The 22,824-nt window shown below is 62.8% G+C and carries 19 protein-coding genes; 12 read left to right on the forward strand and 7 right to left on the reverse strand.

Features of this window, described 5'->3' with window-relative positions:
- Positions 1-8: 8 nt before the first annotated feature.
- The 7 genes from N436_RS07230 to N436_RS07260 all read left to right on the forward strand — a co-directional run bounded on the left by N436_RS07230 (position 9) and on the right by N436_RS07260 (position 4,870).
- Entirely contained in the window at positions 9-392 is a 384-nt protein-coding gene (locus N436_RS07230) for a RidA family protein (protein ID WP_105946568.1), read from the forward strand.
- Positions 392-1,027: an RraA family protein gene (locus N436_RS07235; RefSeq protein ID WP_110740690.1), complete on the forward strand. Its 636-nt coding sequence runs from the start codon at positions 392-394 to the stop codon at positions 1,025-1,027. Before N436_RS07230 ends, N436_RS07235 begins: the two co-directional genes overlap by 1 nt.
- Before the next feature lie 267 nt (positions 1,028-1,294).
- Complete coding sequence (locus N436_RS07240; RefSeq protein WP_105946570.1) at positions 1,295-2,074, forward strand: ABC transporter substrate-binding protein; 780 nt, start codon at positions 1,295-1,297, stop codon at positions 2,072-2,074.
- 63 nt (positions 2,075-2,137) lie between these two features.
- Positions 2,138-2,851, forward strand: coding sequence for an ABC transporter permease (locus tag N436_RS07245; RefSeq protein ID WP_177410272.1), 714 nt, complete (start codon positions 2,138-2,140; stop codon positions 2,849-2,851).
- Complete coding sequence (locus N436_RS07250) at positions 2,844-3,554, forward strand: ABC transporter permease (RefSeq protein ID WP_105946571.1); 711 nt, start codon at positions 2,844-2,846, stop codon at positions 3,552-3,554. The genes N436_RS07245 and N436_RS07250 overlap by 8 nt, the downstream gene beginning before the upstream one ends.
- A gap of 64 nt (positions 3,555-3,618) precedes the next feature.
- Positions 3,619-4,380 carry an ABC transporter ATP-binding protein gene (locus N436_RS07255; protein WP_105946572.1) on the forward strand — a complete coding sequence of 254 codons (762 nt, stop codon included), beginning with the start codon at positions 3,619-3,621 and terminating at the stop codon, positions 4,378-4,380.
- A 10-nt stretch (positions 4,381-4,390) separates the two neighbouring features.
- Positions 4,391-4,870, forward strand: a complete 480-nt coding sequence (locus N436_RS07260) for an Lrp/AsnC family transcriptional regulator (protein WP_105946573.1) — start codon at positions 4,391-4,393, stop codon at positions 4,868-4,870.
- 60 nt (positions 4,871-4,930) lie between these two features.
- Here the strand turns inward: N436_RS07260 and N436_RS07265 are convergent, their stop codons facing one another.
- Positions 4,931-5,446, reverse strand: a complete 516-nt coding sequence (locus N436_RS07265; RefSeq protein WP_105946574.1) for a DUF4880 domain-containing protein — start codon at positions 5,444-5,446, stop codon at positions 4,931-4,933.
- Positions 5,447-5,884: 438 nt separating this feature from the next.
- Positions 5,885-6,196 carry a DUF6124 family protein gene (locus tag N436_RS07270; RefSeq protein ID WP_105946575.1) on the reverse strand — a complete coding sequence of 104 codons (312 nt, stop codon included), beginning with the start codon at positions 6,194-6,196 and terminating at the stop codon, positions 5,885-5,887.
- Between the two features lie 87 nt (positions 6,197-6,283).
- Between N436_RS07270 and N436_RS07275 the strand changes: the two genes are divergently transcribed.
- On the forward strand, positions 6,284-6,991 hold the full coding sequence (locus tag N436_RS07275) for a S24 family peptidase (protein ID WP_105946576.1): 708 nt from the start codon (positions 6,284-6,286) through the stop codon (positions 6,989-6,991).
- Between the two features lie 33 nt (positions 6,992-7,024).
- Here N436_RS07275 and N436_RS07280 read toward each other — a convergent pair whose 3' ends face one another.
- Genes N436_RS07280 through N436_RS07295 form a run of 4 tightly spaced genes read right to left on the reverse strand, consistent with a single transcriptional unit; the run spans position 7,025 to position 12,583 of the window.
- Entirely contained in the window at positions 7,025-8,977 is a 1,953-nt protein-coding gene (locus N436_RS07280; RefSeq protein ID WP_110740691.1) for an acetyl/propionyl/methylcrotonyl-CoA carboxylase subunit alpha, read from the reverse strand.
- Positions 8,974-9,789, reverse strand: coding sequence for a gamma-carboxygeranoyl-CoA hydratase (locus N436_RS07285; protein ID WP_105946578.1), 816 nt, complete (start codon positions 9,787-9,789; stop codon positions 8,974-8,976). Before N436_RS07285 ends, N436_RS07280 begins: the two co-directional genes overlap by 4 nt.
- Before the next feature lie 3 nt (positions 9,790-9,792).
- Positions 9,793-11,400 (reverse strand): carboxyl transferase domain-containing protein, encoded by a 1,608-nt coding sequence (locus N436_RS07290; protein ID WP_012273265.1) that lies wholly within the window; start codon positions 11,398-11,400, stop codon positions 9,793-9,795.
- A gap of 19 nt (positions 11,401-11,419) precedes the next feature.
- Positions 11,420-12,583 carry an isovaleryl-CoA dehydrogenase gene (locus N436_RS07295; protein WP_105946579.1) on the reverse strand — a complete coding sequence of 388 codons (1,164 nt, stop codon included), beginning with the start codon at positions 12,581-12,583 and terminating at the stop codon, positions 11,420-11,422.
- Positions 12,584-12,903: 320 nt separating this feature from the next.
- On the opposite strand from N436_RS07295, the gene N436_RS07300 reads away from it, so the two are divergent.
- The gene (locus tag N436_RS07300; RefSeq protein WP_110740692.1) at positions 12,904-14,586 is read left to right on the forward strand and encodes an AMP-binding protein; all 1,683 of its coding nucleotides are present in this window, start codon (positions 12,904-12,906) and stop codon (positions 14,584-14,586) included.
- Positions 14,587-14,726: 140 nt separating this feature from the next.
- Here N436_RS07300 and N436_RS28535 read toward each other — a convergent pair whose 3' ends face one another.
- Entirely contained in the window at positions 14,727-14,888 is a 162-nt protein-coding gene (locus tag N436_RS28535; protein ID WP_015271006.1) for a hypothetical protein, read from the reverse strand.
- A 139-nt stretch (positions 14,889-15,027) separates the two neighbouring features.
- Between N436_RS28535 and N436_RS07305 the strand changes: the two genes are divergently transcribed.
- The 3 genes from N436_RS07305 to glgB all read left to right on the forward strand — a co-directional run bounded on the left by N436_RS07305 (position 15,028) and on the right by glgB (position 22,747).
- A complete protein-coding gene (locus tag N436_RS07305; protein WP_110740693.1) occupies positions 15,028-17,046 on the forward strand; it encodes an alpha-1,4-glucan--maltose-1-phosphate maltosyltransferase in 2,019 nt (672 codons plus the stop codon).
- Positions 17,047-17,219: 173 nt separating this feature from the next.
- On the forward strand, positions 17,220-20,540 hold the full coding sequence (gene treS, locus N436_RS07310; protein ID WP_110740694.1) for a maltose alpha-D-glucosyltransferase: 3,321 nt from the start codon (positions 17,220-17,222) through the stop codon (positions 20,538-20,540).
- Entirely contained in the window at positions 20,537-22,747 is a 2,211-nt protein-coding gene (glgB, locus tag N436_RS07315) for a 1,4-alpha-glucan branching protein GlgB (protein WP_110740695.1), read from the forward strand. The genes treS and glgB overlap by 4 nt, the downstream gene beginning before the upstream one ends.
- Positions 22,748-22,824: the final 77 nt, after the last annotated feature.

Here is a 22,824-nt window from a genome sequence, read left to right on the forward strand (position 1 = left end):
AGACAGCCATGGAACGTATCAACGCGGCACCCGGCACCATTGGTCCGGTCGGACCTTACTCGCAAGCGGTGGTGAGTGGCCACCTCGTGTTCACGGCGGGCCAGATTCCCTCGATCGGCAGCCTTGAAGAGCAGCCTGAAACCTTTGCTGAACAGGTCCGACAGACGTTTGCCAACCTGGGGGCGATTCTCGACGCGGCGGGGTCCAGCCTGAGCCACATCGTCAAGGTCAATGCCTATCTCACCGACCCGGCGTTGCTGGAGGAATTCAACCAGGTCTACCGGGAAGTCCTCGGCCATGCGCCGCCAGCGCGCACCACCGTGTGCGTGCAACTCTGGGGCGTCAGCCTGGAAATCGACTGCATTGCAGAGCTCGTCGAAGGGGGTTGCTGATGGACGATGTAGCCCTCTCACAGTTGCTCGACCAACTGCGGTCAGTGAGTTTCGCCACCCTTGGGCACTTCCTGGAGCAAGGGTTCGTCAGCCATGAGATTCGCGCGATGGTGCCGAATGTCCACTTGGTCGGTCGGGCAGTGACCTTGCGTGTGGCCCATGCGGATGCCATTGCCGTTAACCGTGCACTGGCTCCTTTGAGGCACGGCGACGTACTGGTGATCGACATGGCAGGCGATCATGCCCACGCCTGCGTTGGAACCGTCACCCAGTGCGCTGCGCTCTGCGCAGGCGCGATGGGTATTGTCGTTGACGGTGTGGTCACTGACCTCGTCGAGTTACGTGCCGCCGGGTTGCCGGTGTTCGCCCGTGGCACCACGCAACTCACAACCAAGCTGCTGGGTAGCGCTTCCAGTGCCTTCAACATACCGGTGTGTTGTGGTGGCGTAGTGGTCAATCCGGGGGATGTGGTGATGGCCGATGACAATGGCGTGCTGATTTTGCCACCGCAGGTGGTCGCAAAAGCCATTGCGCAAGCGCAGGCGTCGGACCGGGGCGAACCGGCGCTACTGGCCCGCTTGAGAGCAGGTGAGGCCGTGGAATCGGTGCTTATGACCGAACCGGTCGAGGCTTAGGAAAGGCGCACGACAGAATCGGCTGTTTTGCCTGGTTAAACAGCTTGTTCTGGTCGTGCCGGTGCAGTTTTACGACAACAACAGGGAAGGGCGAGAAGGCATTCTGGCTGCGTCCGATAGCGGTTTCATGCGGCTTCGGACGACCTACGAGGCAAAACAAAAACAGGATGCTTCATCATCTCTCGCTCCATGTTCTCTGCCCTGATGAAAAGTGCGGGCCGCCCCTCATCGGCCCGCGATAAATCAAAACTCACTGGGACCCTGCTCATGAAGATCAATTGGTTGACCTTGTCCGCAATGATGCTCGCGCTATCCTCCGGCGCTGCGTACGCCAAGGACTGGAAGGAAATTCGTTTTGGTGTGAACCCGGCCTATCCGCCGTTCGAATCCACCGCCCCTGATGGTTCCCTGCAAGGTTTCGATATCGACCTGGGCAATGCCATATGCGCTGAACTCAAGGTCAAGTGCACCTGGGTGACCAACGATTTCGATGGCCTGATCCCGTCACTGAAGGCCCGCAAGATCGATGCCGTGCTGTCCTCCATGACGGTGACCGAACCCCGCAAGAAACAGGTCGACTTCTCTGATCGGCTCTTCTCCGGCCCGACTTCCATCGTGACGCGCAAAGGCTCCGGTCTGGAGCCCACTGCCGAATCGCTCAAGGGCAAGACCGTAGGCTTCCAGCAGGGCACCATTCAGGAAGCCTATGCCAAGGCGAAACTGGCGCCAGGAGGCGTTCGGATAAAGGCCTACCAGAACCAGGATCAGGTGTACTCGGACTTGGTGTCTGGCCGGTTGGACGCCTCGATCCAGGACATGCTCGAAGCAGAACTGGGCTTCCTCAAGTCTGCGCATGGCGCCGACTTCCAGAGCAGCAAGGGCATCAGTGACCCTATGGTGCCTTCCGATATCGCCATCGGTATCCGCAAGGGCGACGATGAATTGAAAGGCCTGCTCGACAAGGCCATTGCACAGATGCATGCCAGTGGCACCTACCAGGAGATCCAGCGCAAGCACTTCGGCGACCTGGACCTCTACAACAACTGACGATCTCGTCATCCGCGCGGTTGCTTGCGGCAGCTGCGCGGTGTTTTCAATCAGGTAGGTATCGTGAACGATCTCTTTCCATCTCTGTCGTTGCAGGGTTTCGGGCCGTTGCTGCTGCACGGCACTTGGGTCACCCTGAAGCTTTCTTTACTCTCGCTGGCGCTGAGCATTGGTATCGGCTTGCTGGGTGCGGTGGCGAAGCTGTCACCCCTGTCGATCTTGCGGGTTCCGGCAACCCTCTATACGACGCTGATCCGTGGTATTCCCGATCTGGTGCTGATGCTGTTGATCTTCTATAGCCTGCAGGGCTGGCTGAGCAGCCTGACCGATGTCATGGGTTGGGAACACATTGACGTCGACCCCTTCGCTGCTGGCGTCGTCACGCTCGGGTTCATCTATGGTGCGTACTTCGCCGAGACATTCCGAGGCGCGATCCTTTCGGTACCACGGAGCCAGGTAGAGGCGGCCACGGCTTATGGCCTGGGACGTACCCAGCGCTTCGTTCAGGTGGTCTTTCCGCAGATGATGCGCTTCGCCTTGCCGAGCCTGGGCAATAACTGGCTCGTTTTGCTCAAGGCTACTGCGCTGGTGTCGATCATCGGCCTGGCTGATGTCGTCAAGGTGGCCCAGGATGCCGGCAAGGCCACGTTCAACATGCTCTATTTTCTGGTCCTGGCTGCGCTGCTGTACCTGCTCATCACCAGTTTTTCCAATATCGTCCTGCGCCGGTTGGAAGCGCGATACAACCTTGGGGTGAGAGGGCACGATCATGCTTGAACTGATTCAGGAGTACTGGAGACCCTTCCTTTACAGCGATGGGTACAACATGACCGGGCTCGCCATGACGCTCTGGTTGCTGTGTTTTTCCCTGGCCTTGGGCTTCGTGCTGTCGATTCCGCTGGCTATCGCTCGCACGTCTCATTGCCGAGTGGTGCGTTGGCCAGTGCAGTTCTTTACCTATCTGTTCCGCGGCACGCCGCTCTACATCCAGTTGCTGATCATTTACACCGGCCTGTACGGAGTCGCAGCCGTACGCGAGCAGCCGGTGCTGAATGCGTTCTTGCGCGATGCAGTGAATTGCACATTACTGGCTTTCACACTCAACACGTGTGCCTACACGGTGGAGATCTTTGCCGGGGCCATCCGCAGCATTCCCCATGGAGAAATCGAGGCGGCGCGCGCCTATGGGCTCAAGGGCTGGCGGCTCTACACGCAGCTCATCGTGCCTTCGGCGCTGCGCAGGGCATTGCCGTATTACAGCAATGAAGTGATTCTCATGCTGCATGCGACCTCGGTGGCCTTCACGGCAACTATCCCGGACATTCTGAAGGTCGCCCGTGACGCCAATGCAGCAACCTTCCTGACTTTCCAGTCTTTTGGACTCGCCGCGCTGATGTACCTGGGCCTGACCTTCGCTTTCGTCGGCCTGTTTCGGCTGGCTGAACGGCGCTGGCTGGCCTTTCTCGGCACCCCTCATTAAGTCCCCGGATCTTGATTCGCAATGAAAATGCTGCGTCGAAGTAACGCAGCCATTGGAGAGCCTTATGTACAAGCTGACAGTAGAAGCACTGCACAAGCGATATGGCGACAACGAAGTCCTTAAAGGCGTGTCGCTGAATGCCCGCCAAGGGGACGTGGTGAGCATGATCGGTGCAAGTGGCTCGGGCAAAAGTACCATGCTGCGTTGTATCAATTTCCTTGAGCAGCCGGATGCCGGTGCCATCATCCTTGATGGTGAGGCCATACGCATGCGCGGGCCTGCGGGGGCCATGCGTCCGGCGTGCGGCAAGCAGTTGCAGACATTGCGCACACGGTTGGCCATGGTGTTCCAGCATTTCAACCTGTGGAGCCACCTGAGCGTGCTGGACAACATTACGCTGGCGCCCGTTCGCGTCCTCGGCGTCAGTCGAAAGGAGGCGCAGGAGCGCGCCCGGTCGTATCTGGACAAAGTGGGCTTGCCATCGCGCGTCGCCGACCAGTACCCGGCCTTCCTCTCCGGGGGCCAGCAACAACGGGTGGCGATAGCCCGTGCGTTGGCGATGGAGCCAGAAGTCATGCTCTTCGACGAGCCAACATCGGCCCTCGACCCTGAGCTGGTGGGTGAGGTGCTGAAGGTTATCCAGTCGCTGGCGGAAGAGGGCAGAACGATGCTGATGGTTACCCACGAGATGGAGTTCGCCCGCCGCGTTTCCAGCCAGGTGCTGTTCCTGCACCAAGGCAAGGTGGAGGAGCAAGGTGGTTCAGAGATACTCGACAAACCGCAGAGCGGGCGCTTGCAGCAATTTCTTTCTGGTCGGCTGAAGTGAGCCGCTGGAAATGATCGAGAGCAGCGAATCATCCCTCGCTCTGGACCGTATTGACCAAGCCATTCTGGAAGTGCTGCGCCATGAAGGGCGCATCACCTACCAAAAGCTCTCCGAGCGCGTACACCTCACGCCACGCCCCTGCCTGGAGCGGGTGCGCAAGCTGGAGCGCATGGGCGTCATCCGTGGCTATTCGGCCGTGATCGATCAGCGCAAGCTGACACCCGGTTTGTCACTGCTGGTGCTCGTGGCGCTGTCCAATCAGAGTGGTCGGGCTGCGCAGAAAGCCTTCGAGGCCAAGGTGCAGAATTGCCCGCAGGTGCTGGAATGCCACTTGGTCAGCGGCGCGTTCGACTACAGCTTGCGCATGCGTTGCCGTGATATGGAACACTACCGGGTGTTGACTGAAACCTGGTTCGACGATGCGGAGCTGCATATCGACAAACTGGTCAGTCACCCCGAGTTGGCCGTCGTGAAGACGGTCAAGGAATAGCCTCGGGAGAGCGTGCAAGGTACGCCGACTGCTGACGGCGTACCGTTCCATCGGCGCTGATCAGGCCCACAACCCAAACAGCACCAACGCAACGACACCAAGCCCGACCGCAACCGAACAACCGCCCAGCGACAACGCCGCCCGGCCTTGCCGGTACCAGCCGTCGTGGCCAAGCTGCCGAGCCGGTGCCAGCAGGCTGCGCCAGCGCAGCTCCGTCTCGTGAAACGCCTGCAAGTTTGCCGTATCCGCATCCAGCCAGCGGCGGAAGTCGATCCGCTCGCACGCCGTTACCTGAGGGCTTTGCAAGCGCACATACCATTGCCCGGCAACACTTGCCAGTACGTCCCGGCGCGAGCGGCCGGCCTGCAACGCCTGGTCCATGTGCCGCTCGATACTGGCCAATGGCAGGTCGAGGCGGGCGGCGATGCTGGCGAAGTCCAGTTGATCGAGGCGGTTGAGCAGGAACACTTGCTGTACGCGCCGGGGCAGCCGCTTCAGGGCATGCAGCAGGGCGTGGTCGGCATCGTGTTCGGCAACCGGGCCTGGGTGCTCAAGGGGCAGTAGCAGACGGGTCATGGACAGCTCCTTGCTTTACAAAGGGGGAGGGGATGGGGGCATCTTCCTTGATGCGTGATCAGCGTAGACGAAACGAGATTGATTCTCAACTGCTGATTCCGCAAAGTTTTGTAATGAGCGTTCACGCCCTGAAACACCTTTGCTATCATGCGCGCCATCACGATCTTCATTAGCCTGAAGAGCCAAAAAAAAGACCCGGCAAAAAGCCGGGTCAAAAACCGTGATTAGCCTGATGAGGAGATAATCTGAGAGCGACCTAAGCTCCAGGTTATCCAGCGGATCTCGCGATCAGCTGAGTGCAATAATAATCGTTATCATTTGCCAGTCAAATGAATTTTCGTCCTTTCGGTAAAAAAGTTTTACCGATGCGCTTCCTTGTCCCGGCAATCGGGGCCTTTGCCGTTACGCGGCTATCACGTTTTCTCCCTTCTTTCTTGCCTATAAACCCGGATCTGCGGTGCGTTTGTGCTCCAGCAGTGCGCGGGCCATGTCCATCATGTGCATCAGGGCGAAGGTCAGCTCGCGCTGGCTGCCGTGCTGGTGGGTGGCTGTTTCCTGGGCGGTGGCTGCAGCGCAGCGCAGCAGGGCGATGGCGTGCTCCTGGGCTTGGTCGCCGGTTACACCCTCGTGCAAGGTCCAGATCTTGTTGTCCAGCGTGGGGCGTGGCGGGTTGGGGTTGAGGTAGTAGTCGAGCGCGCGACGGGCTGCTTCGCTGTCGAGATCTGTTTCGTCGTTTTTCGATGGTTTCATCCTGATACCTGCTAGAGCCAGTAAGTAAAGGGTGAACCCGATACTAATACCTAGAGTATTTTTATGCGTTGAGATAAATAATACTGAATGTTTATTGAGCGCCTGAAGGCAGTCCGTATCGTGCCAGCGATGAATATGGATAAATGGATTGCCCTCGTCCGCGACCGGATGGAGGAGCTAGGGCTCACCCAGGAGCAGCTTGCCGAGCGCGTTGGTGTGTCTCAAGGCAGTGTGGGGCATTGGGTGAACAAGCGGCGTCAGCCGAAGATCGAGTCGATGAACCGCACGTTTGTCGAGATTGGCATGCCCCATTACAACGTCAGTCTGCAGCTGCGCATTCAGGGCCAGGTTGGCGAGGAGCGTGGCGCCTACGGGGTGGATGATGCCGAGGACGACCTGGACCTCATGCAGTACATCGTGTGTTTCCGCTACCCGGTCAAGGACTGGAGTGAGTTGGGTGCTACAGATGCTGAGGAGCCCAGCGTGTTCGAACAGACGGATTACCTGGCCCAAGGCAAAGCATTCTGGCTGACAGTTGAGAACGACGCGATGAGCACCGTCAGTGGTCGCAGTGTGCCACAGGGCATGCGGATGCTGGTTGATCCTGGGGTGGAGGTTGAGGCGGGGCGTTTGGTTATCGCTCGTCAGCCGGGCAAACCCGCGATTTTTCGCGAGTTGGCTGAGGACGGCGGGCAGCGGTACCTGAAGGCCCTCAATAACAACTACCCGACGCTGCTCTGTGAAGAAGGTTGCGAGTTTCTCGGAGTGGTCGTGCGAGTGCACGGTGCCTTCTAGCATGAAGGGGCTGCAAAGCAGCCCCCACTGACCTCACTCTGTCAGCTCGACCAGCACCGTCCCTTCGCTGACCATATCCCCTTCCTGGCAGAACAACGCGTTCACCGTCCCGCCATGCGGCGCACGAATGCTGTGCTCCATCTTCATGGCTTCCAGCACCACCAGCGCGGCACCTGCTTCCACCACTTGCCCCGGCTCGACCAGTACCCGCACGATGCTGCCGTTCATGGGCGCGCCCAAGCCGCCCTGATGGCTATGGCTGGCCTCGGCTTCGGCAATCGGGTCGAAGGCCTCGATGGCGTGCATCTCGCCATCCCAGTGCAGGTAAAGCGTGCCACCCCGGCGGATCGCCAGGTGCTGGCGGCGCACACCGGCCTGGTCATGCACCAGTTGTTCGCCCACCAGCTGGTAGGTGGACGTAGCGCTGCGCTCCAGGGCAACCGCCTGGTCCTGCCCGCTGCTTACCAGGTGCAGGCTGGTGCGTACGGGCAGGCCCAACCGCAAGCCGTTGCGCTCACCCCACGGCGAACGGCGGTCGTCATCACGCTGATGCCCGGCCTGGCCTTGCAGCCAGGCTTCGGCTGCGGCTTCCCAGAAGCTGGCCGGCAGTGCGTTTGGCGCTGGTAGCAACACCTCCTGGTGACGCGGAATGAAGCCGGTATCCAACTCAGCCTCAGCAAATGCCGGGTGGGCCAGAATGCGGCGCAGGAAGGCGATGTTGGTTTTCAGCCCGCCAATGGCGAACTCGTCGAGCATGGCCAGCAAGCGCAGGCGTGCCTGTTCGCGGTCTTCGCCCCAGGCGATCAACTTGCCCAGCATCGGGTCGTAGAACGGCGACACCACGTCACCTTCACTGACCCCACTGTCCACCCGCCGGCCTTCACCCGGCGCCGACTCACGGTACAGCGCCAGCTTGCCGGTCGCCGGCAGGAATTCGTTGGCCGGGTCTTCGGCATACAAGCGCACTTCGATGGCATGGCCGATCAGCGGCACTTGTTCCTGAGTAATCGGCAACGCCTCACCGCAGGCCACGCGAATCTGCCAGGCCACCAGGTCCAGGCCGGTGATGGCCTCGGTGACCGGGTGTTCCACCTGCAGGCGGGTGTTCATCTCCATGAAGAAGAACTCACCGCGTGCGTCGAGCAGAAACTCTACGGTACCGGCCCCTACATAGCCGATGGCCTGGGCTGCGCGTACTGCCGCCTCACCCATGGCCCGGCGCAGTTCAGGTGACAGGCCGGGAGCAGGGGCTTCTTCGACTACTTTCTGGTGGCGGCGCTGAATGGAGCAGTCGCGTTCGTTGAGGTACAGGCAATTGCCGTGCTGGTCGGCGAACACCTGGATCTCTACGTGGCGCGGCTTGAGCACGTACTTTTCAACCAGCATGCGCGCATCGCCGAACGACGACTGGGCTTCACGCTGGGCCGAAGCCAGGGCGTCGGCCAGCTGGCTTTCTTCCTCGACCACTTTCATGCCCTTGCCGCCGCCGCCGGCACTGGCCTTGAGCAGCACCGGGTAGCCGATGCGTTCGGCAGCGGCGCGGAAGGTGTCCAGGTCCTGCGCTTCACCGTGGTAGCCCGGCACCAGCGGCACCCCGGCAGCCTCCATCAGCGCCTTGGCTGCCGACTTGCTGCCCATGGCATCGATGGCGCTGGCCGGTGGGCCGAGGAAGATCAGCCCGGCCTGTTCGATGGCGCGTGCGAAGCCTGCGTTCTCGGACAGGAAGCCATAGCCCGGGTGGATGGCCTGGGCGCCACTGGTCTTGGCGGCGGCCAGCAGTTTGTCGACCAGCAGGTAGCTTTCGGCGGCCTTGGTGCCGCCCAGGTCAACGCGGATATCCGCTTCGCGGCTGTGCCGGGCGTCACGGTCGGTGGCGCTGTGCACGGCGACGGTGGTCAGGCCCATGGCCTTGGCGGTACGCATTACCCGGCAGGCGATTTCGCCGCGGTTGGCGACCAGCAGGGTGGTCAAAACGGGGCGGCTCATGGGCGCGGCTCCTTCTTGTCATCGGTTTGCCAGGCGGGGCGGCGTTTTTCCAGGAAGGCGCGCAGGCCTTCCTGGCCTTCGGCGCTGACGCGGATGCGGGCGATGGTGTTCTCGCAGTACCGACGCAGGGCCGGGCTGAGTTCGCCGTCGTCCACTTCGCGCAGCAGGTCCTTGGTGGCGCGCAACGCCTGCGGGCTGTTCTGCAGCAGGTTGGTTACCCAGGCTTCGACCTGAGCGTCCAGTTCGCTGGCCGGATACACCTCCGCCAACAAGCCCAGTTCGCGGGCCCGCACGCCACTGAAACGCTCGGCAGTGAGGGCATAGCGGCGCGCGGCGCGCTCACCGATCGCCTTGACCACGAACGGGCTGATCACTGCCGGGGCCAGGCCGATGCGTACTTCCGACAGGCACAGCTGGGCGTCTTCGGCGCCAATGGCCATGTCGCAGCAACTGATCAGGCCCAGCGCGCCGCCAAAGGCTGCACCTTGCACCACGGCCAGGGTAGGGGCCTTGAGGCGGTGCAGGGCGTACATCAGTTCGCCCAGTTCGTGGGCATCATCCAGGTTGGTGTTGAAATCCAGCTGCGCCGATTGCTGCATCCAGGCCAGGTCGGCGCCGGCGCTGAAGTGCCGGCCACGGCCGCGCAGCAGCACGAAGCGCAGGCTGGCGTCTTCGGCCAACTGGTCGATGGCCACGATCAGCTCGCGGATCATCTGCGCATTGAAGGCGTTGTTCTTGTCCTCGCGGCTCAGCCACAGGGTGGCGAAACCGCGTGGGTCGCGGATCACTTCGAGGGTGCTGAAATCGCTCATGGGTCACATCCGGAAAATGCCGAAGCGGCTCTGTTCGATCGGCGCGTTCAGCGCGGCAGACAACGCCAGGCCAAGCACGTCGCGGGTTTGTGCCGGGTCGATGACGCCGTCGTCCCACAGGCGGGCGCTGGAGTAGTAAGGGTGGCCCTGGTGCTCGTACTGGTCGAGGATCGGCTGCTTGAGCCTGGCCTCGTCCTCGGCACTGAACGGCTGGCCGCTACGCTCACTTTGCTCGCGCTTGACCTGGGCCAGCACGCCTGCGGCCTGTTCGGCGCCCATCACGCCAATGCGTGCATTGGGCCACATCCACAGGAAGCGCGGGTCGTAGGCGCGGCCGCACATGCCATAGTTGCCGGCGCCGAAGCTGCCGCCGATGATGACCGTGAACTTGGGCACTTGGGCGCAGGCCACGGCGGTCACCAACTTGGCACCGTGCTTGGCGATGCCGCCTTCTTCGTACTTCTTGCCGACCATGAAGCCGGTGATGTTCTGCAGGAACAGCAGCGGAATGCCGCGCTGGCAGGCCAGTTCGATGAAGTGCGCGCCTTTTTGCGCGGCTTCGGCGAACAGGATGCCGTTGTTGGCCAAAATCGCCACCGGGTAGCCATGCAGATGGGCGAAGCCGCACACCAAGGTGGTGCCGAACAGCGCCTTGAACTCATCGAACACCGAGCCATCGACCAGCCGGGCGATCACCTCACGTACATCGAACGGTTGCTTGGCATCGGCCGGCACCACGCCATACAGCTCGTCGGCCGCATACAGCGGCGCCACCGGGGCCAGGCGCTGCAGCTTGCCCAGTTTGTGCCAGTTGAGGTTGGCCACGCTGCGCCGGGCGATCGCCAGGGCGTGTTCGTCGTTGTCGGCATAGTGGTCGGCCACGCCGCTGGTGCGGCAATGCACATCGGCGCCGCCGAGGTCTTCGGCGCTGACCACCTCACCGGTGGCGGCTTTTACCAGCGGCGGGCCGGCGAGGAAGATAGTTGCCTGTTGGCGCACCATGATCGCTTCGTCGGCCATGGCCGGCACATACGCACCGCCAGCGGTGCACGAACCCATCACCACGGCGATCTGCGGGATGCCCTGCGCGCTCATGTTGGCCTGGTTGAAGAAGATCCGCCCGAAGTGTTCGCGGTCCGGGAATACTTCGTCCTGGCGTGGCAGGTTGGCGCCGCCCGAGTCCACCAGGTAAATGCACGGCAGGCGGTTTTGCAGGGCAATGGTCTGCGCGCGCAGGTGCTTTTTCACCGTCAGCGGGTAGTACGAACCGCCTTTGACCGTGGCGTCGTTGGCCACGATCATGCATTCCACGCCTTCGACGCGGCCGATACCCGCAATCACGCCCGCAGCCGGCACGTCTTCGCCGTACACCTCATGGGCGGCCAACTGGCCGATTTCGAGGAACGGCGAGCCTGGGTCCAGCAGGCGGTCGATACGCTCGCGTGGCAGCAATTTGCCGCGTGAAGTGTGCCGCTCCTGGGCTTTGGGCCCGCCGCCCTGGGCCACCTGGGCAAGCAGGCCGCGCAGGGCCTGGACCTGTTCAAGCATGGCCGCGCTGTTGCCGGCGAATTCCGCCGAACGCGGGTTGATCTGGGTGTGCAAGGTAGCCATGTGCGCCCGTCCTTTATGTTCAGCGGGTTTCGTTGAACAGTTCGCGGCCAATCAGCATCCGGCGGATTTCGCTGGTGCCGGCACCGATCTCGTACAACTTGGCATCGCGCAGCAGGCGCCCAGCCGGGAACTCGTTGATGTAGCCGTTGCCACCGAGAATCTGGATCGCCTCCAGGGCCATTTGCGTGGCGCGTTCGGCGGTGTAAAGGATGACCCCGGCGGCGTCCTTGCGGGTGGTCTCGCCACGGTCGCAGGCCTGGGCGACGGCATACAGGTAGGCACGGCTGGCGTTGAGCTGGGTGTACATGTCGGCGATCTTGCCCTGGATCAGCTGGAACTCGCCGATGCTCTGGCCGAATTGCTTGCGGTCATGAATGTAGGGGACCACCAGGTCCATGCAGCTTTGCATGATGCCGGTCGGGCCGCCGGACAGCACCACGCGCTCGTAGTCCAGGCCGCTCATCAGCACGCGCACGCCGCCGTTGAGCTGGCCGAGAATGTTCTCTTGCGGCACTTCCACGCCGTCGAAGAACAGCTCGCAGGTGTTGGAACCGCGCATGCCCAGTTTGTCGAACTTGTTGCTGCGGCTGAAACCTTTCCAGTCACGCTCGACGATGAAGGCGGTGATGCCGTGCGGGCCTTTGTCCAGGTCGGTCTTGGCATAGATCACGTAGGTGTTGGCGTCGGGGCCGTTGGTGATCCAGGTCTTGCTGCCGTTGAGCACGTAGTGGTCGCCGCGCTTTTCGGCGCGCAGCTTCATCGACACCACGTCGGAGCCGGCGTTGGGCTCGCTCATGGCCAACGCGCCGATGTGCTCGCCGCTGATCAGCTTGGGCAGGTACTTGAGCTTCTGCTCATGGGTGCCGTTGCGGTTGATCTGGTTGACGCACAGGTTGGAGTGGGCGCCGTACGACAGTGCTACCGAGGCCGAGCCACGGCTGATTTCTTCCATCGACACCACGTGGGCCAGGTAGCCCAGGCCGGCGCCGCCGTACTCTTCTGGTACGGTGATGCCCAGCAGGCCCATGTCGCCGAACTTGCGCCACATGTCGGCGGGGAACAGGTTGTCGTGGTCGATTTGCGCGGCGCGCGGGGCCAGTTCGGTCGCGACAAAAGCGCGGACCTGGTCGCGGAGCATGTCGATGGTTTCGCCCAGGGCGAAGTTCAGGGAGGGGTAATGCATGCTGGGGCACCTTCTTGTTCTTGAAATTGGGTTACACCGTAGCTCAAGGCCTTTAAACCGGCCCTGTGGGAGCGGGTTCACCTGCGAATGGGTCAGCAGGGTCACCGTCATTGCCTGACTGATCGCATTCGCGGGTGAACCCGCTCCCACAGGGCCGGTGTCATGCCAACAAACCCGGTGTTGTTGATCACCTTTACGTTAACGTAAACCTGCATGCGATCACTGTCAATCTGCTCGTCACCTTTACGTAAACGTAAATCTGCGCCAGAGTATTCCCGCTGCTTCAGCCGTGCCCAGAACAACCACAAGAAGGGACACCCATGAGTCAACCGAGCTATACCCGCGGTCGCCAGGACCAAGCCTTGCTGACCCAGACCATCGGCCAGGCCTTCGATGCCACAGTGGCCCGCTGTACTGACAGCGAGGCGCTGGTGTCGCGTCATCAGGGCTTGCGCTACAGCTGGCGACAGCTGGCCGAGCAGGTCGATACCCATGCCCGCGCCCTGATGGCCCTGGACGTCAACACCGGGGACCGGGTCGGCATCTGGTCACCCAACTGCGCGCAGTGGTGCATCCTGCAACTGGCCAGCGCCAAGGTCGGCGCCATTCTCGTCAACATCAACCCCGCCTACCGCGTGGGCGAACTGGAATACGTGTTGCGCCAGTCCGCCTGCCGCTGGCTGGTGTGCGCCGATGCCTTCAAGACCTCCGATTATCACGCCATGGTCCAGGAACTGGCGCCGGAGCTGGCCAGTGCCACGCCAGGCGAACTGGCCTGCGAACGCCTGCCCGAATTGCGCGGGGTCATCAGCCTGGCGGCCAACCCGCCTGCCGGCCTCCTGCCTTGGCAAGCGCTGGCTGAAAGGGCAGGGCAGACCACGACGCAAGCCTACACCGCTCGTCAGCAAAGCCTGCAGTTCGACCAGCCGGTGAACATCCAGTACACCTCCGGCACCACTGGCGCGCCCAAGGGCGCCACGCTCAGCCACTACAACATCCTCAACAACGGCTTCATGGTCGGCGAAAGCCTGGGCCTGACCGAGCACGACCGCATGGTGATCCCGGTGCCGCTGTACCATTGCTTCGGCATGGTCATGGCCAACCTCGGTTGCATCACCCACGGCAGCACCATGATCTACCCCAACGACGCCTTCGACGCCGAACTCACCCTGCGCGCTGTGGCCGAGGAGCGTGCCAGCATCCTGTACGGCGTGCCGACCATGTTCATCGCCATGCTCGACCATCCGGCTCGCCAAGGCATGGACCTGTCGACCCTGCGCAGCGGCATCATGGCCGGTGCCACTTGCCCGATCGAAGTCATGCGCCGGGTCATCGACCAGATGCACATGGCCGAAGTGCAAATTGCCTACGGCATGACCGAAACCAGCCCGGTATCGCTGCAAACCGGCCCCGACGATGACCTGGAGCTACGCGTGACCACCGTCGGCCGCACCCAGCCGCAGCTGGAGAACAAGCTGGTGGACGCCGATGGCTGCATCGTCCCGCGCGGTGAGATCGGCGAACTGTGCACCCGTGGTTACAGCGTGATGCTGGGTTACTGGAACAACCCCCAGGCCACGGCGGACGCCATCGACCCGGCGGGGTGGATGCACTCGGGCGACCTGGCGGTGATGGACGAACACGGGTACGTGCGTATCGTCGGGCGTAACAAAGACATGATCATTCGTGGCGGTGAGAACATTTACCCGCGTGAGCTGGAAGAGTTCTTCTACACCCACCCGGCGGTGGCCGATGCGCAGGTGATCGGCATTCCGTGCAGCCGATACGGCGAAGAGATTGTGGCCTGGATCAAGCTGCATCCGGGGCACAGCGCCACAGTGGAAGAATTGCAGGGCTGGTGCAAGGCACGCATTGCGCACTTCAAGGTGCCGCGGCATATCCGTTTCGTTGACGAATACCCGATGACGGTGACGGGCAAGGTGCAGAAGTTCCGCATGCGGGAGATCAGTGTGGCGGAGATTTCGGCTGTAACTGCGCAGTGATGTGTTGGCTCTACTGGCCTCTTCGCGGGTAAACCCGCTCCTACAGGTACAGCGCCAACCGTAAATGCGGCGCTGTACCTGTAGGAGCGGGTTTACCCGCGAAAGGGCCAGACCTGCCAGTGCAAAAACCTGGTCTACCCTTAGGCTTTCACCGGTGGCTCCTGGCTCGGCGGGTCGCCCACTGTCGGTGGCACAGTCGGCTTGATCGGCAGTTCGTCCGGTTCTTCTTCCGGCACGGGCGGCGGCAAGCTGGGGTCGTCGATGTTGGGATCGGGGGTTTCCGGTGGAATGGGAATGTTCATGGCCTGACCTCGCGTGGGTGAATGAAGAGGTGCTGCAGGCTTCGACTTCGCGCAGCTGCCGTTCGCTCAATTTTTTTGAACCCCACGCCTGTGCCCGGCTCTGAACCCTTACCGCCACCTGCCTGAGGGAGCAAGGTCGATGTCACGTAACGAGCCCTTTGAAAGCGTGCCCATGGCGAACGATCACCCGGACCAGGCCATCGGCCTGTCCCAGGCGCTGCTGGCGCCGCGTATCGTGATCGAAGACACCCAACCCGTGCTCGAAGCCGGCACCTTTGCCGCCAAGGCCATCAGCGGCCAGCCGGTGGCGGTCAGCAGCAACGTCTATTGCGATGGCCACGACCGCCTGGCGGTGATGCTCAGCTGGCGGCAGGCCCACAGCCGCCGCTGGCATTGCGTGCCCATGCACTCACCGGGCAACGACCTTTGGCTGGCCGAATTCACCCCCACCGAGCTGGGCCCACACCTGTTCAGCATCGAAGCCTGGGTCGACCCCTTCGCCACCTATTGCCACGACCTGGAGAAAAAGTACCACGCCGGTGTCGAGGTAACGCTGGAGCTGGAAGAGGGCCGGTTGATGCTGGGCAAAGGCATCGACCTGTGCAAAGGCGCCCTGCGTGAGGAGCTACAGGCCACGCAGCAGCGCCTGGCTACACTCGGCACCGACGACCAGGTAGCGCTGTTTCTCGACCCGGCCACCGCACGCCTGATGAGTGAGGCCGAACACCGCAGCTACCTGGCCCGCAGCCGTGAATTCCCCGTTGATGTCGACCGCCCGGCAGCCCAGTTTGCCAGCTGGTACGAGCTGTTCCCACGCTCGATCACTGACGACCCCAAGCGCCACGGCACGTTCAACGATGTGCATGAACGCCTGCCGATGATCCGCGACATGGGCTTCGACGTGCTGTACTTCCCGCCCATCCACCCCATTGGCATGCAACACCGCAAAGGCCGCAACAATGCACTCACGGCCCAGCCGGGCGACCCGGGCAGCCCTTACGCCATCGGCAGCGCCGAAGGTGGCCACGATGCGATCCACCCGCAACTGGGCAGCCGCGACGACTTCCGCCGCTTGGTGGCTGCGGCTGCCGGGCATGGCCTGGAAATCGCCCTCGACTTCGCCATCCAGTGCTCCCAGGACCACCCCTGGCTCAAGGAGCACCCGGGCTGGTTCAGCTGGCGCCCGGACGGCACCATCCGCTATGCCGAGAACCCGCCGAAAAAGTACCAGGACATCGTCAACGTCGACTTCTACGCCCCCGACGCAGTGCCGAGCCTGTGGCTGGCCCTGCGCGATGTGATCATCGGCTGGGTGGAGGAGGGCGTAAAAACCTTCCGCGTCGACAACCCGCACACCAAACCGCTGCCGTTCTGGCAATGGCTGATTGCCGACGTGCGCGCCCGGCACCCGGACGTGATCTTCCTCGCCGAGGCATTCACCCGGCCGGCCATGATGGCGCGGCTGGGCAAGGTCGGCTATGCGCAGAGCTATACCTATTTCACCTGGCGTAACACCAAACAGGAGCTGCGCGAGTTCTACGAGCAGCTCAACCAGCCGCCGTGGAGCCAGTGCTACCGGCCCAACTTTTTCGTCAACACGCCGGATATCAACCCGTACTTCCTGCATACCTCCGGCCGTGCCGGCTTCCTCATCCGCGCCGCACTGGCCACCATGGGCTCGGGCCTGTGGGGCATGTATTCGGGCTTTGAACTGTGCGAAGGCACGCCGCTGCCGGGCAAGGAGGAGTACCTGGATTCGGAGAAATACGAAATCCGCCCCCGGGACTTCACCCAGCCTGGCAACATCATTGCCGAGATCGCCCAGCTCAACCGCATCCGCCGCCAGAACCGCGCCTTGCAGACTCACCTGGGCGTGGCGTTCTTCAACTGCTGGAACGACAACATCCTGTACTTCGCCAAACGCACGCCCGAGCGCGACAACTACATCCTGGTGGCAATCAGCCTCGACCCGCACAACGCCCAGGAGGCGCATTTCGAGCTGCCGCTGTGGGAGCTGGGCCTGGACGACAACGCCGAAACCCATGGCGAAGACCTGATGAACGGCCACCGCTGGTCGTGGTACGGCAAGACCCAGTTCATGCGCATCGAGCCCTGGCATCAGCCATTCGGTATCTGGCGTATCGAAAAAGCCCGCTAGCAAGGTACACACGCCATCTCCTGTGGGAGCGGGCGTGCCCGCGAACACCGGCAGAGCCGGTGCCATACACCGCAGTGCCTGATTCGCGGGCACGCCCGCTCCCACAGGGATCGTGTCCAGTCAGTTGCTTGTGCATCAGGGCTAGAGCAACCAAGGATAGAAAGGAGTCCCCCATGGCCAAGCGTTCCCGCCCGGCAGCCTTCATCGACGACCCGCTGTGGTACAAGGACGCCGTCATCTACCAGCTACACATCAAGTCGTTCTTCGATTCGAATAACGACGGCATTGGCGACTTCACCGGCCTGATCAGCAAGCTCGACTACATCGCCGAGCTGGGCGTCAACACCCTGTGGCTGCTGCCGTTCTACCCCTCGCCACGGCGCGACGACGGTTACGACATCGCCGAATACAAGGCCGTGCACCCTGATTACGGCAGCCTGGCAGACGCCCGCCGCTTCATCGCCGAAGCCCACAAGCGCGGCCTGCGCGTCATCACCGAGTTGGTCATCAACCACACCAGCGACCAGCACCCGTGGTTCCAGCGTGCCCGCCATGCCAAGCGCGGCAGCAAGGCGCGCGATTTCTATGTGTGGTCCGACGATGACCAGAAGTACGACGGCACGCGCATCATCTTTCTCGACACCGAAAAGTCCAACTGGACCTGGGACCCGGTCGCCGGCCAGTACTTCTGGCACCGCTTCTATTCGCACCAGCCCGACCTCAATTTCGACAATCCGCAGGTGCTCAAGGCGGTGATCGATGTCATGCATTTCTGGCTAGACCTGGGCGTCGATGGCCTGCGCCTGGATGCCATCCCCTACCTGATCGAACGCGACGGCACCAACAACGAAAACCTCGCCGAAACCCATGATGTCCTAAAGGCCATTCGCGCCGAGATTGACGCCAACTACCCCGACCGCATGCTGCTGGCCGAGGCCAACCAGTGGCCCGAGGACACCCGCCCGTACTTCGGCGAAGGCGAAGGCGACGAGTGCCACATGGCCTTCCATTTCCCGCTGATGCCGCGCATGTACATGGCCCTGGCCATGGAAGACCGCTTCCCGATCACCGACATCCTGCGCCAGACGCCGGAAATCCCCGCCAACTGCCAATGGGCGATCTTCCTGCGCAACCACGATGAGCTGACCCTGGAAATGGTCACCGACCGCGAGCGCGATTACCTGTGGAATTACTACGCCGAAGACCGCCGCGCCCGCATCAACTTAGGGATCCGCCGGCGCCTGGCGCCACTGCTGCAGCGTGACCGCCGGCGTATCGAGCTGCTCACCAGCCTGCTGCTGTCGATGCCCGGCACACCGACCTTGTACTACGGCGACGAACTGGGCATGGGTGACAACATCTACCTGGGTGATCGCGATGGGGTGCGCACGCCCATGCAATGGTCGCCAGACCGCAACGGCGGCTTCTCCCGCGCCGACCCGCAGCGCCTGGTGCTGCCGCCAATCATGGACCCGCTGTACGGCTACCAGACCGTCAACGTCGAAGCCCAGAGCCACGACCCGCATTCGCTGCTGAACTGGACGCGGCGCATGCTGGCGGTGCGCAAGCAGCAAAAGGCCTTTGGCCGCGGCAGCTTGCGCACGCTCACGCCCAGCAACCGGCGCATCCTCGCCTATATCCGCGAGTACACCGATGCCGATGGCAACACCGAGGTGATCCTGTGCGTGGCCAACGTTTCCCGTGCCGCTCAGGCCGCCGAACTGGAATTGTCACACTACGCCGACAAAGTACCGGTAGAGATGCTCGGCGGCAGCGCCTTCCCGCCGATTGGCCAGTTGCCGTTCCTGCTCACCTTGCCACCCTATGCCTTCTACTGGTTCCTGCTGGCCCCCCACGACCGCATGCCCAGTTGGCACGTACAGGCCACCGAGGGGTTACCCGAATTGACCACGCTAGTGCTGCGCAAACGCCTGGAAGAACTGCTGGAAGCACCGTCAAGCGACACCCTGCAAAACAGCATCCTGCCGCAATACTTGCCAAAACGGCGCTGGTTCGCCGGCAAGGAAGGGCCAATCGACGCAGTCAGGCTGTGCTATGGCGTACGCTTCGGCACCGCCACCACGCCGGTTCTGCTCAGCGAAATCGAAGTGCTCAGCGACGGCACGGCCAATCGGTATCAACTGCCGTTCGGCCTGTTGCGCGAAGAGGACATCAACACCGCGCTGCCGCAGCAACTGGCCCTGTCGCGGGTGCGTCGCGCCCATCAGGTCGGCCTGATCACCGATGCCTTCGTCCTCGAACCCTTCATCCGCGCCGTGCTGCGTGCCTGCCAGGAGGGCATGCGCCTGCCGTGTGGCAACGGCGAGGGTGAGCTGCGCTTCGAAAGCACGGAGCCGTTGGCAGGCCTGGCGTTGAACGACGAAAGTGCAGTGCGCTACCTCAGCGCCGAACAGTCCAACAGCTCGGTGGTGATCGGCGACCGGGTGGTGCTCAAGCTGATCCGCCGGGTCAACCCGGGTATCCACCCCGAACTTGAAATGAGTGCCTACCTCACCGCTGCCGGCTTTGCCAATATCTCGCCGTTGCTGGCCTGGGTCAGCCGGGTGGACGAACAACATGCGCCCCATTTGCTGATGATTGCCCAGGGCTACCTGAACAACCAGGGCGATGCCTGGGCCTGGACCCAGAACACCCTGGAGCGGGCCATCCGCGACCAGATGGAGCCCACCGCCAATGAGGCCGAGCCGCACACCGACGCGTTGGCCGAACTCAGCGGCTTCGCAGCCTTGCTTGGCCAGCGCCTGGGTGAAATGCACCTGCTGCTGGCCGCCCCCACCGACGATGAGGCGTTCCGCCCGCGCCCCAGTAATGCCTGCGACAGCCAGCACTGGGCCACGCAGATCAGCGCCGAGCTGACCCGTGCCCTCGACTTGCTGGCCCAGCACCGCGACAACCTCGACAGTGACAGCCAGGCCTTGGTCAACGACCTGCAGCAACAACGCGACGGCCTGGCCCAACACGTCAGCCAGCTGGCCGGGCAGGCCCAGGGTGGCCTGCTGATGCGCGTGCACGGTGACCTCCACCTGGGCCAGGTGCTGGTGGTGCAGGGCGACGCCTACCTGATCGATTTTGAAGGCGAACCGTCCCGCCCACTGCAAGAGCGCCGGGCAAAACACAGCCCTTACAAGGATGTGAGCGGCGTGTTGCGATCCTTCGACTATGCTGCTGCCATGATCCTGCGCAGCGCGTCTGCGGTCGACCTTTCCGGCCCGGCGCGGCAGGCTCGTCAGCGGGTTGCCCGGCAGTACCTGCATCAGTCGCGCCACGCCTTCGTCGAAGCCTATGGCCTGGCCACCGCCGCCTTGCCCCATGCCTGGCAACAGGCCGAGGGCGAGCGCGCCGCACTGGAACTGTTCTGCCTGGAAAAAGCCGCCTACGAGATCACCTACGAAGCCGAAAACCGTCCGAGCTGGCTGGCCGTGCCTTTGCATGGCCTGCATGGACTGATCAGTACCTGGGGAGAGTCAGAATGAACGTTACAACGCGTGAAAACGGTGGCCTTCGGCAACGGGACCTCGACGCCCTGGCCCGCGCCGAACACGCCGATCCCTTTGCGGTACTCGGCCCCCATGGCGACGGCGCAGGCGGGCAGGTGGTTCGCGCCTTTCTGCCCAATGCCCTGAATGTGCGCATCCTGGCGCGGCATGACGGGCGCGTGCTTGCCGAAATGGAGCAGGGTAGCCTGCCCGGGTTGTTCAGCGCGCACCTTGATGAGGCACAGCCGTACCAGTTGCACATAGGCTGGGCCGGCGGCGAGCAAGTCACTGAAGACCCCTACAGCTTTGGCCCGCAACTGGGCGATATGGACCTGTACCTGTTCGCCGAGGGCAATCACCGCGACTTGTCCGGGCGTTTCGGCGCCCAGCCGATCCAGGTCGATGGCATCGCCGGCGTGTGCTTCTCGGTGTGGGCACCCAACGCCCGGCGGGTGTCGGTGGTGGGTGACTTCAACAACTGGGATGGCCGCCGCCACCCCATGCGCCTGCGCCACAGCGCCGGGGTGTGGGAGCTGTTCGTGCCGCGCCTGGGCGTGGGCGAAACCTACAAGTTCGAGGTGCTGGGCAAGGAGGGGATTCTGCCGCTGAAGGCCGACCCGCTGGCCCGCGCCACCGAATTGCCGCCGAGCACCGCGTCCAAGGTTGCCAACGCACTCAGCCATGACTGGCAGGACCACGACTGGATGGCACAGCGCGCGCAGCGCCATGCCTACAACGCGCCGCTGTCGATCTACGAGCTGCACCCCGGGTCGTGGCGTTGCGAGCTGGATGAAGCGGGCGAAGTCGGGCGCTATTACAACTGGCGCGAACTGGCCGAGCGCCTGGTGCCTTACGTGCAGCAACTGGGCTTCACCCACATCGAACTGCTGCCGATCATGGAGCACCCGTTCGGCGGCTCCTGGGGCTACCAGCCGCTGTCGATGTTCGCGCCTACTTCTCGCTACGGCAGTGCCGAGGACTTCGCCGCCTTCGTCGACGCCTGCCACCAGGGCGGCATTGGCGTGCTGCTGGACTGGGTGCCCGCGCATTTCCCCACCGATGAACACGGCCTGGCGCGTTTCGACGGCACCGCCCTGTACGAATACGACAACCCCCTGGAAGGCTACCACCAGGACTGGAACACCCTGATCTACAACCTGGGCCGCAACGAAGTGCGCGGCTTCATGATGGCCTCGGCCCTGCACTGGCTGAAGCACTTCCACATCGACGGCCTGCGGGTCGATGCGGTGGCTTCCATGTTGTACCGCGACTACTCGCGCAAGGCCGGCGAGTGGGTGCCCAACCGCCACGGCGGGCGTGAAAACCTGGAAGCCATCGACTTCATCCGCCACCTCAACGGCGTGGCGGCCCACGAGGCCCCGGGCGCGCTCATCATCGCCGAGGAATCCACCGCCTGGCCCGGTGTCAGCCAGCCGACCCAGCAAGGCGGGCTCGGTTTTGCCTACAAGTGGAACATGGGCTGGATGCACGACACCCTGCATTACATCCAGAACGACCCGGTGCACCGCACCTACCACCACAACGAGATGAGCTTCGGGCTGATCTATGCCTACTCCGAACACTTCATCCTGCCCATCTCCCATGACGAAGTGGTGCATGGCAAGCATTCGCTGATCGACAAGATGCCCGGCGACCGCTGGCAGAAGTTCGCCAACCTGCGTGCCTACCTCACCTTCATGTGGGCGCACCCGGGCAAGAAGCTGCTGTTCATGGGCTGCGAGTTCGGCCAGTGGCGTGAGTGGAACCATGACAGCGAACTGGACTGGTACCTGTTGCAGTACCCCGAGCACCAAGGCGTGCAGCGGCTGGTAAGCGATCTCAACCGGCTGTACCGCGAGGTGCCCGCACTGCATGAGCAGGACTGCCAGCCGCAGGGCTTCCAGTGGCTAATCGGTGATGATGCGCAGAACAGCGTGTACGCCTGGCTGCGCTGGAGCAGCAGTGGCGAGCCGGTGCTGGTGGTGGCCAACTTCACCCCGGTGCCGCGTGAGGGGTATCGGATTGGCGTGCCGTTTGGCGAGCGTTGGCAGGAGTTGTTGAACAGTGATGCCGAGCTGTATGCCGGGTCGAATGTGGGCAATCTGGGGGCGGTTGCCAGTGAGGCATTGGCCAGCCATGGGCAGCCGTTGTCGCTAGCCCTCAACTTGCCGCCGCTTGGGGTATTGGTAATGAAGCCGGCTTGATCTGTCGTCTGTACTGGCCCTTTCGCGGGCACGCCCGCTCCCACAGGGACCGCACATGGCCTGAGTGTTGTGCAATC

Source organism: Pseudomonas sp. RV120224-01b, from assembly GCF_003208145.1.
GTDB classification, from domain to species: Bacteria; Pseudomonadota; Gammaproteobacteria; order Pseudomonadales; family Pseudomonadaceae; genus Aquipseudomonas; species Aquipseudomonas monteilii.

What these genes read in the sequence shown, in the direction of transcription:
- N436_RS07300 (WP_110740692.1), top strand. Translation starts at nt 12,904, where the DNA reads ATGAGTCAACCGAGCTATACCCGCGGTCGCCAGGACCAAGCCTTGCTG.
- N436_RS07280 (WP_110740691.1), bottom strand. Translation starts at nt 8,977, where the DNA reads ATGAGCCGCCCCGTTTTGACCACCCTGCTGGTCGCCAACCGCGGCGAA.
- N436_RS07305 (WP_110740693.1), top strand. Translation starts at nt 15,028, where the DNA reads ATGTCACGTAACGAGCCCTTTGAAAGCGTGCCCATGGCGAACGATCAC.
- treS (WP_110740694.1), top strand. Translation starts at nt 17,220, where the DNA reads ATGGCCAAGCGTTCCCGCCCGGCAGCCTTCATCGACGACCCGCTGTGG.
- N436_RS07255 (WP_105946572.1), top strand. Translation starts at nt 3,619, where the DNA reads ATGTACAAGCTGACAGTAGAAGCACTGCACAAGCGATATGGCGACAAC.
- N436_RS07260 (WP_105946573.1), top strand. Translation starts at nt 4,391, where the DNA reads ATGATCGAGAGCAGCGAATCATCCCTCGCTCTGGACCGTATTGACCAA.
- N436_RS07295 (WP_105946579.1), bottom strand. Translation starts at nt 12,583, where the DNA reads ATGCATTACCCCTCCCTGAACTTCGCCCTGGGCGAAACCATCGACATG.
- N436_RS07250 (WP_105946571.1), top strand. Translation starts at nt 2,844, where the DNA reads ATGCTTGAACTGATTCAGGAGTACTGGAGACCCTTCCTTTACAGCGAT.
- N436_RS07265 (WP_105946574.1), bottom strand. Translation starts at nt 5,446, where the DNA reads ATGACCCGTCTGCTACTGCCCCTTGAGCACCCAGGCCCGGTTGCCGAA.
- N436_RS07235 (WP_110740690.1), top strand. Translation starts at nt 392, where the DNA reads ATGGACGATGTAGCCCTCTCACAGTTGCTCGACCAACTGCGGTCAGTG.
- N436_RS07240 (WP_105946570.1), top strand. Translation starts at nt 1,295, where the DNA reads ATGAAGATCAATTGGTTGACCTTGTCCGCAATGATGCTCGCGCTATCC.
- N436_RS07230 (WP_105946568.1), top strand. Translation starts at nt 9, where the DNA reads ATGGAACGTATCAACGCGGCACCCGGCACCATTGGTCCGGTCGGACCT.
- N436_RS07290 (WP_012273265.1), bottom strand. Translation starts at nt 11,400, where the DNA reads ATGGCTACCTTGCACACCCAGATCAACCCGCGTTCGGCGGAATTCGCC.
- N436_RS07285 (WP_105946578.1), bottom strand. Translation starts at nt 9,789, where the DNA reads ATGAGCGATTTCAGCACCCTCGAAGTGATCCGCGACCCACGCGGTTTC.
- glgB (WP_110740695.1), top strand. Translation starts at nt 20,537, where the DNA reads ATGAACGTTACAACGCGTGAAAACGGTGGCCTTCGGCAACGGGACCTC.
- N436_RS28535 (WP_015271006.1), bottom strand. Translation starts at nt 14,888, where the DNA reads ATGAACATTCCCATTCCACCGGAAACCCCCGATCCCAACATCGACGAC.
- N436_RS07270 (WP_105946575.1), bottom strand. Translation starts at nt 6,196, where the DNA reads ATGAAACCATCGAAAAACGACGAAACAGATCTCGACAGCGAAGCAGCC.
- N436_RS07275 (WP_105946576.1), top strand. Translation starts at nt 6,284, where the DNA reads ATGTTTATTGAGCGCCTGAAGGCAGTCCGTATCGTGCCAGCGATGAAT.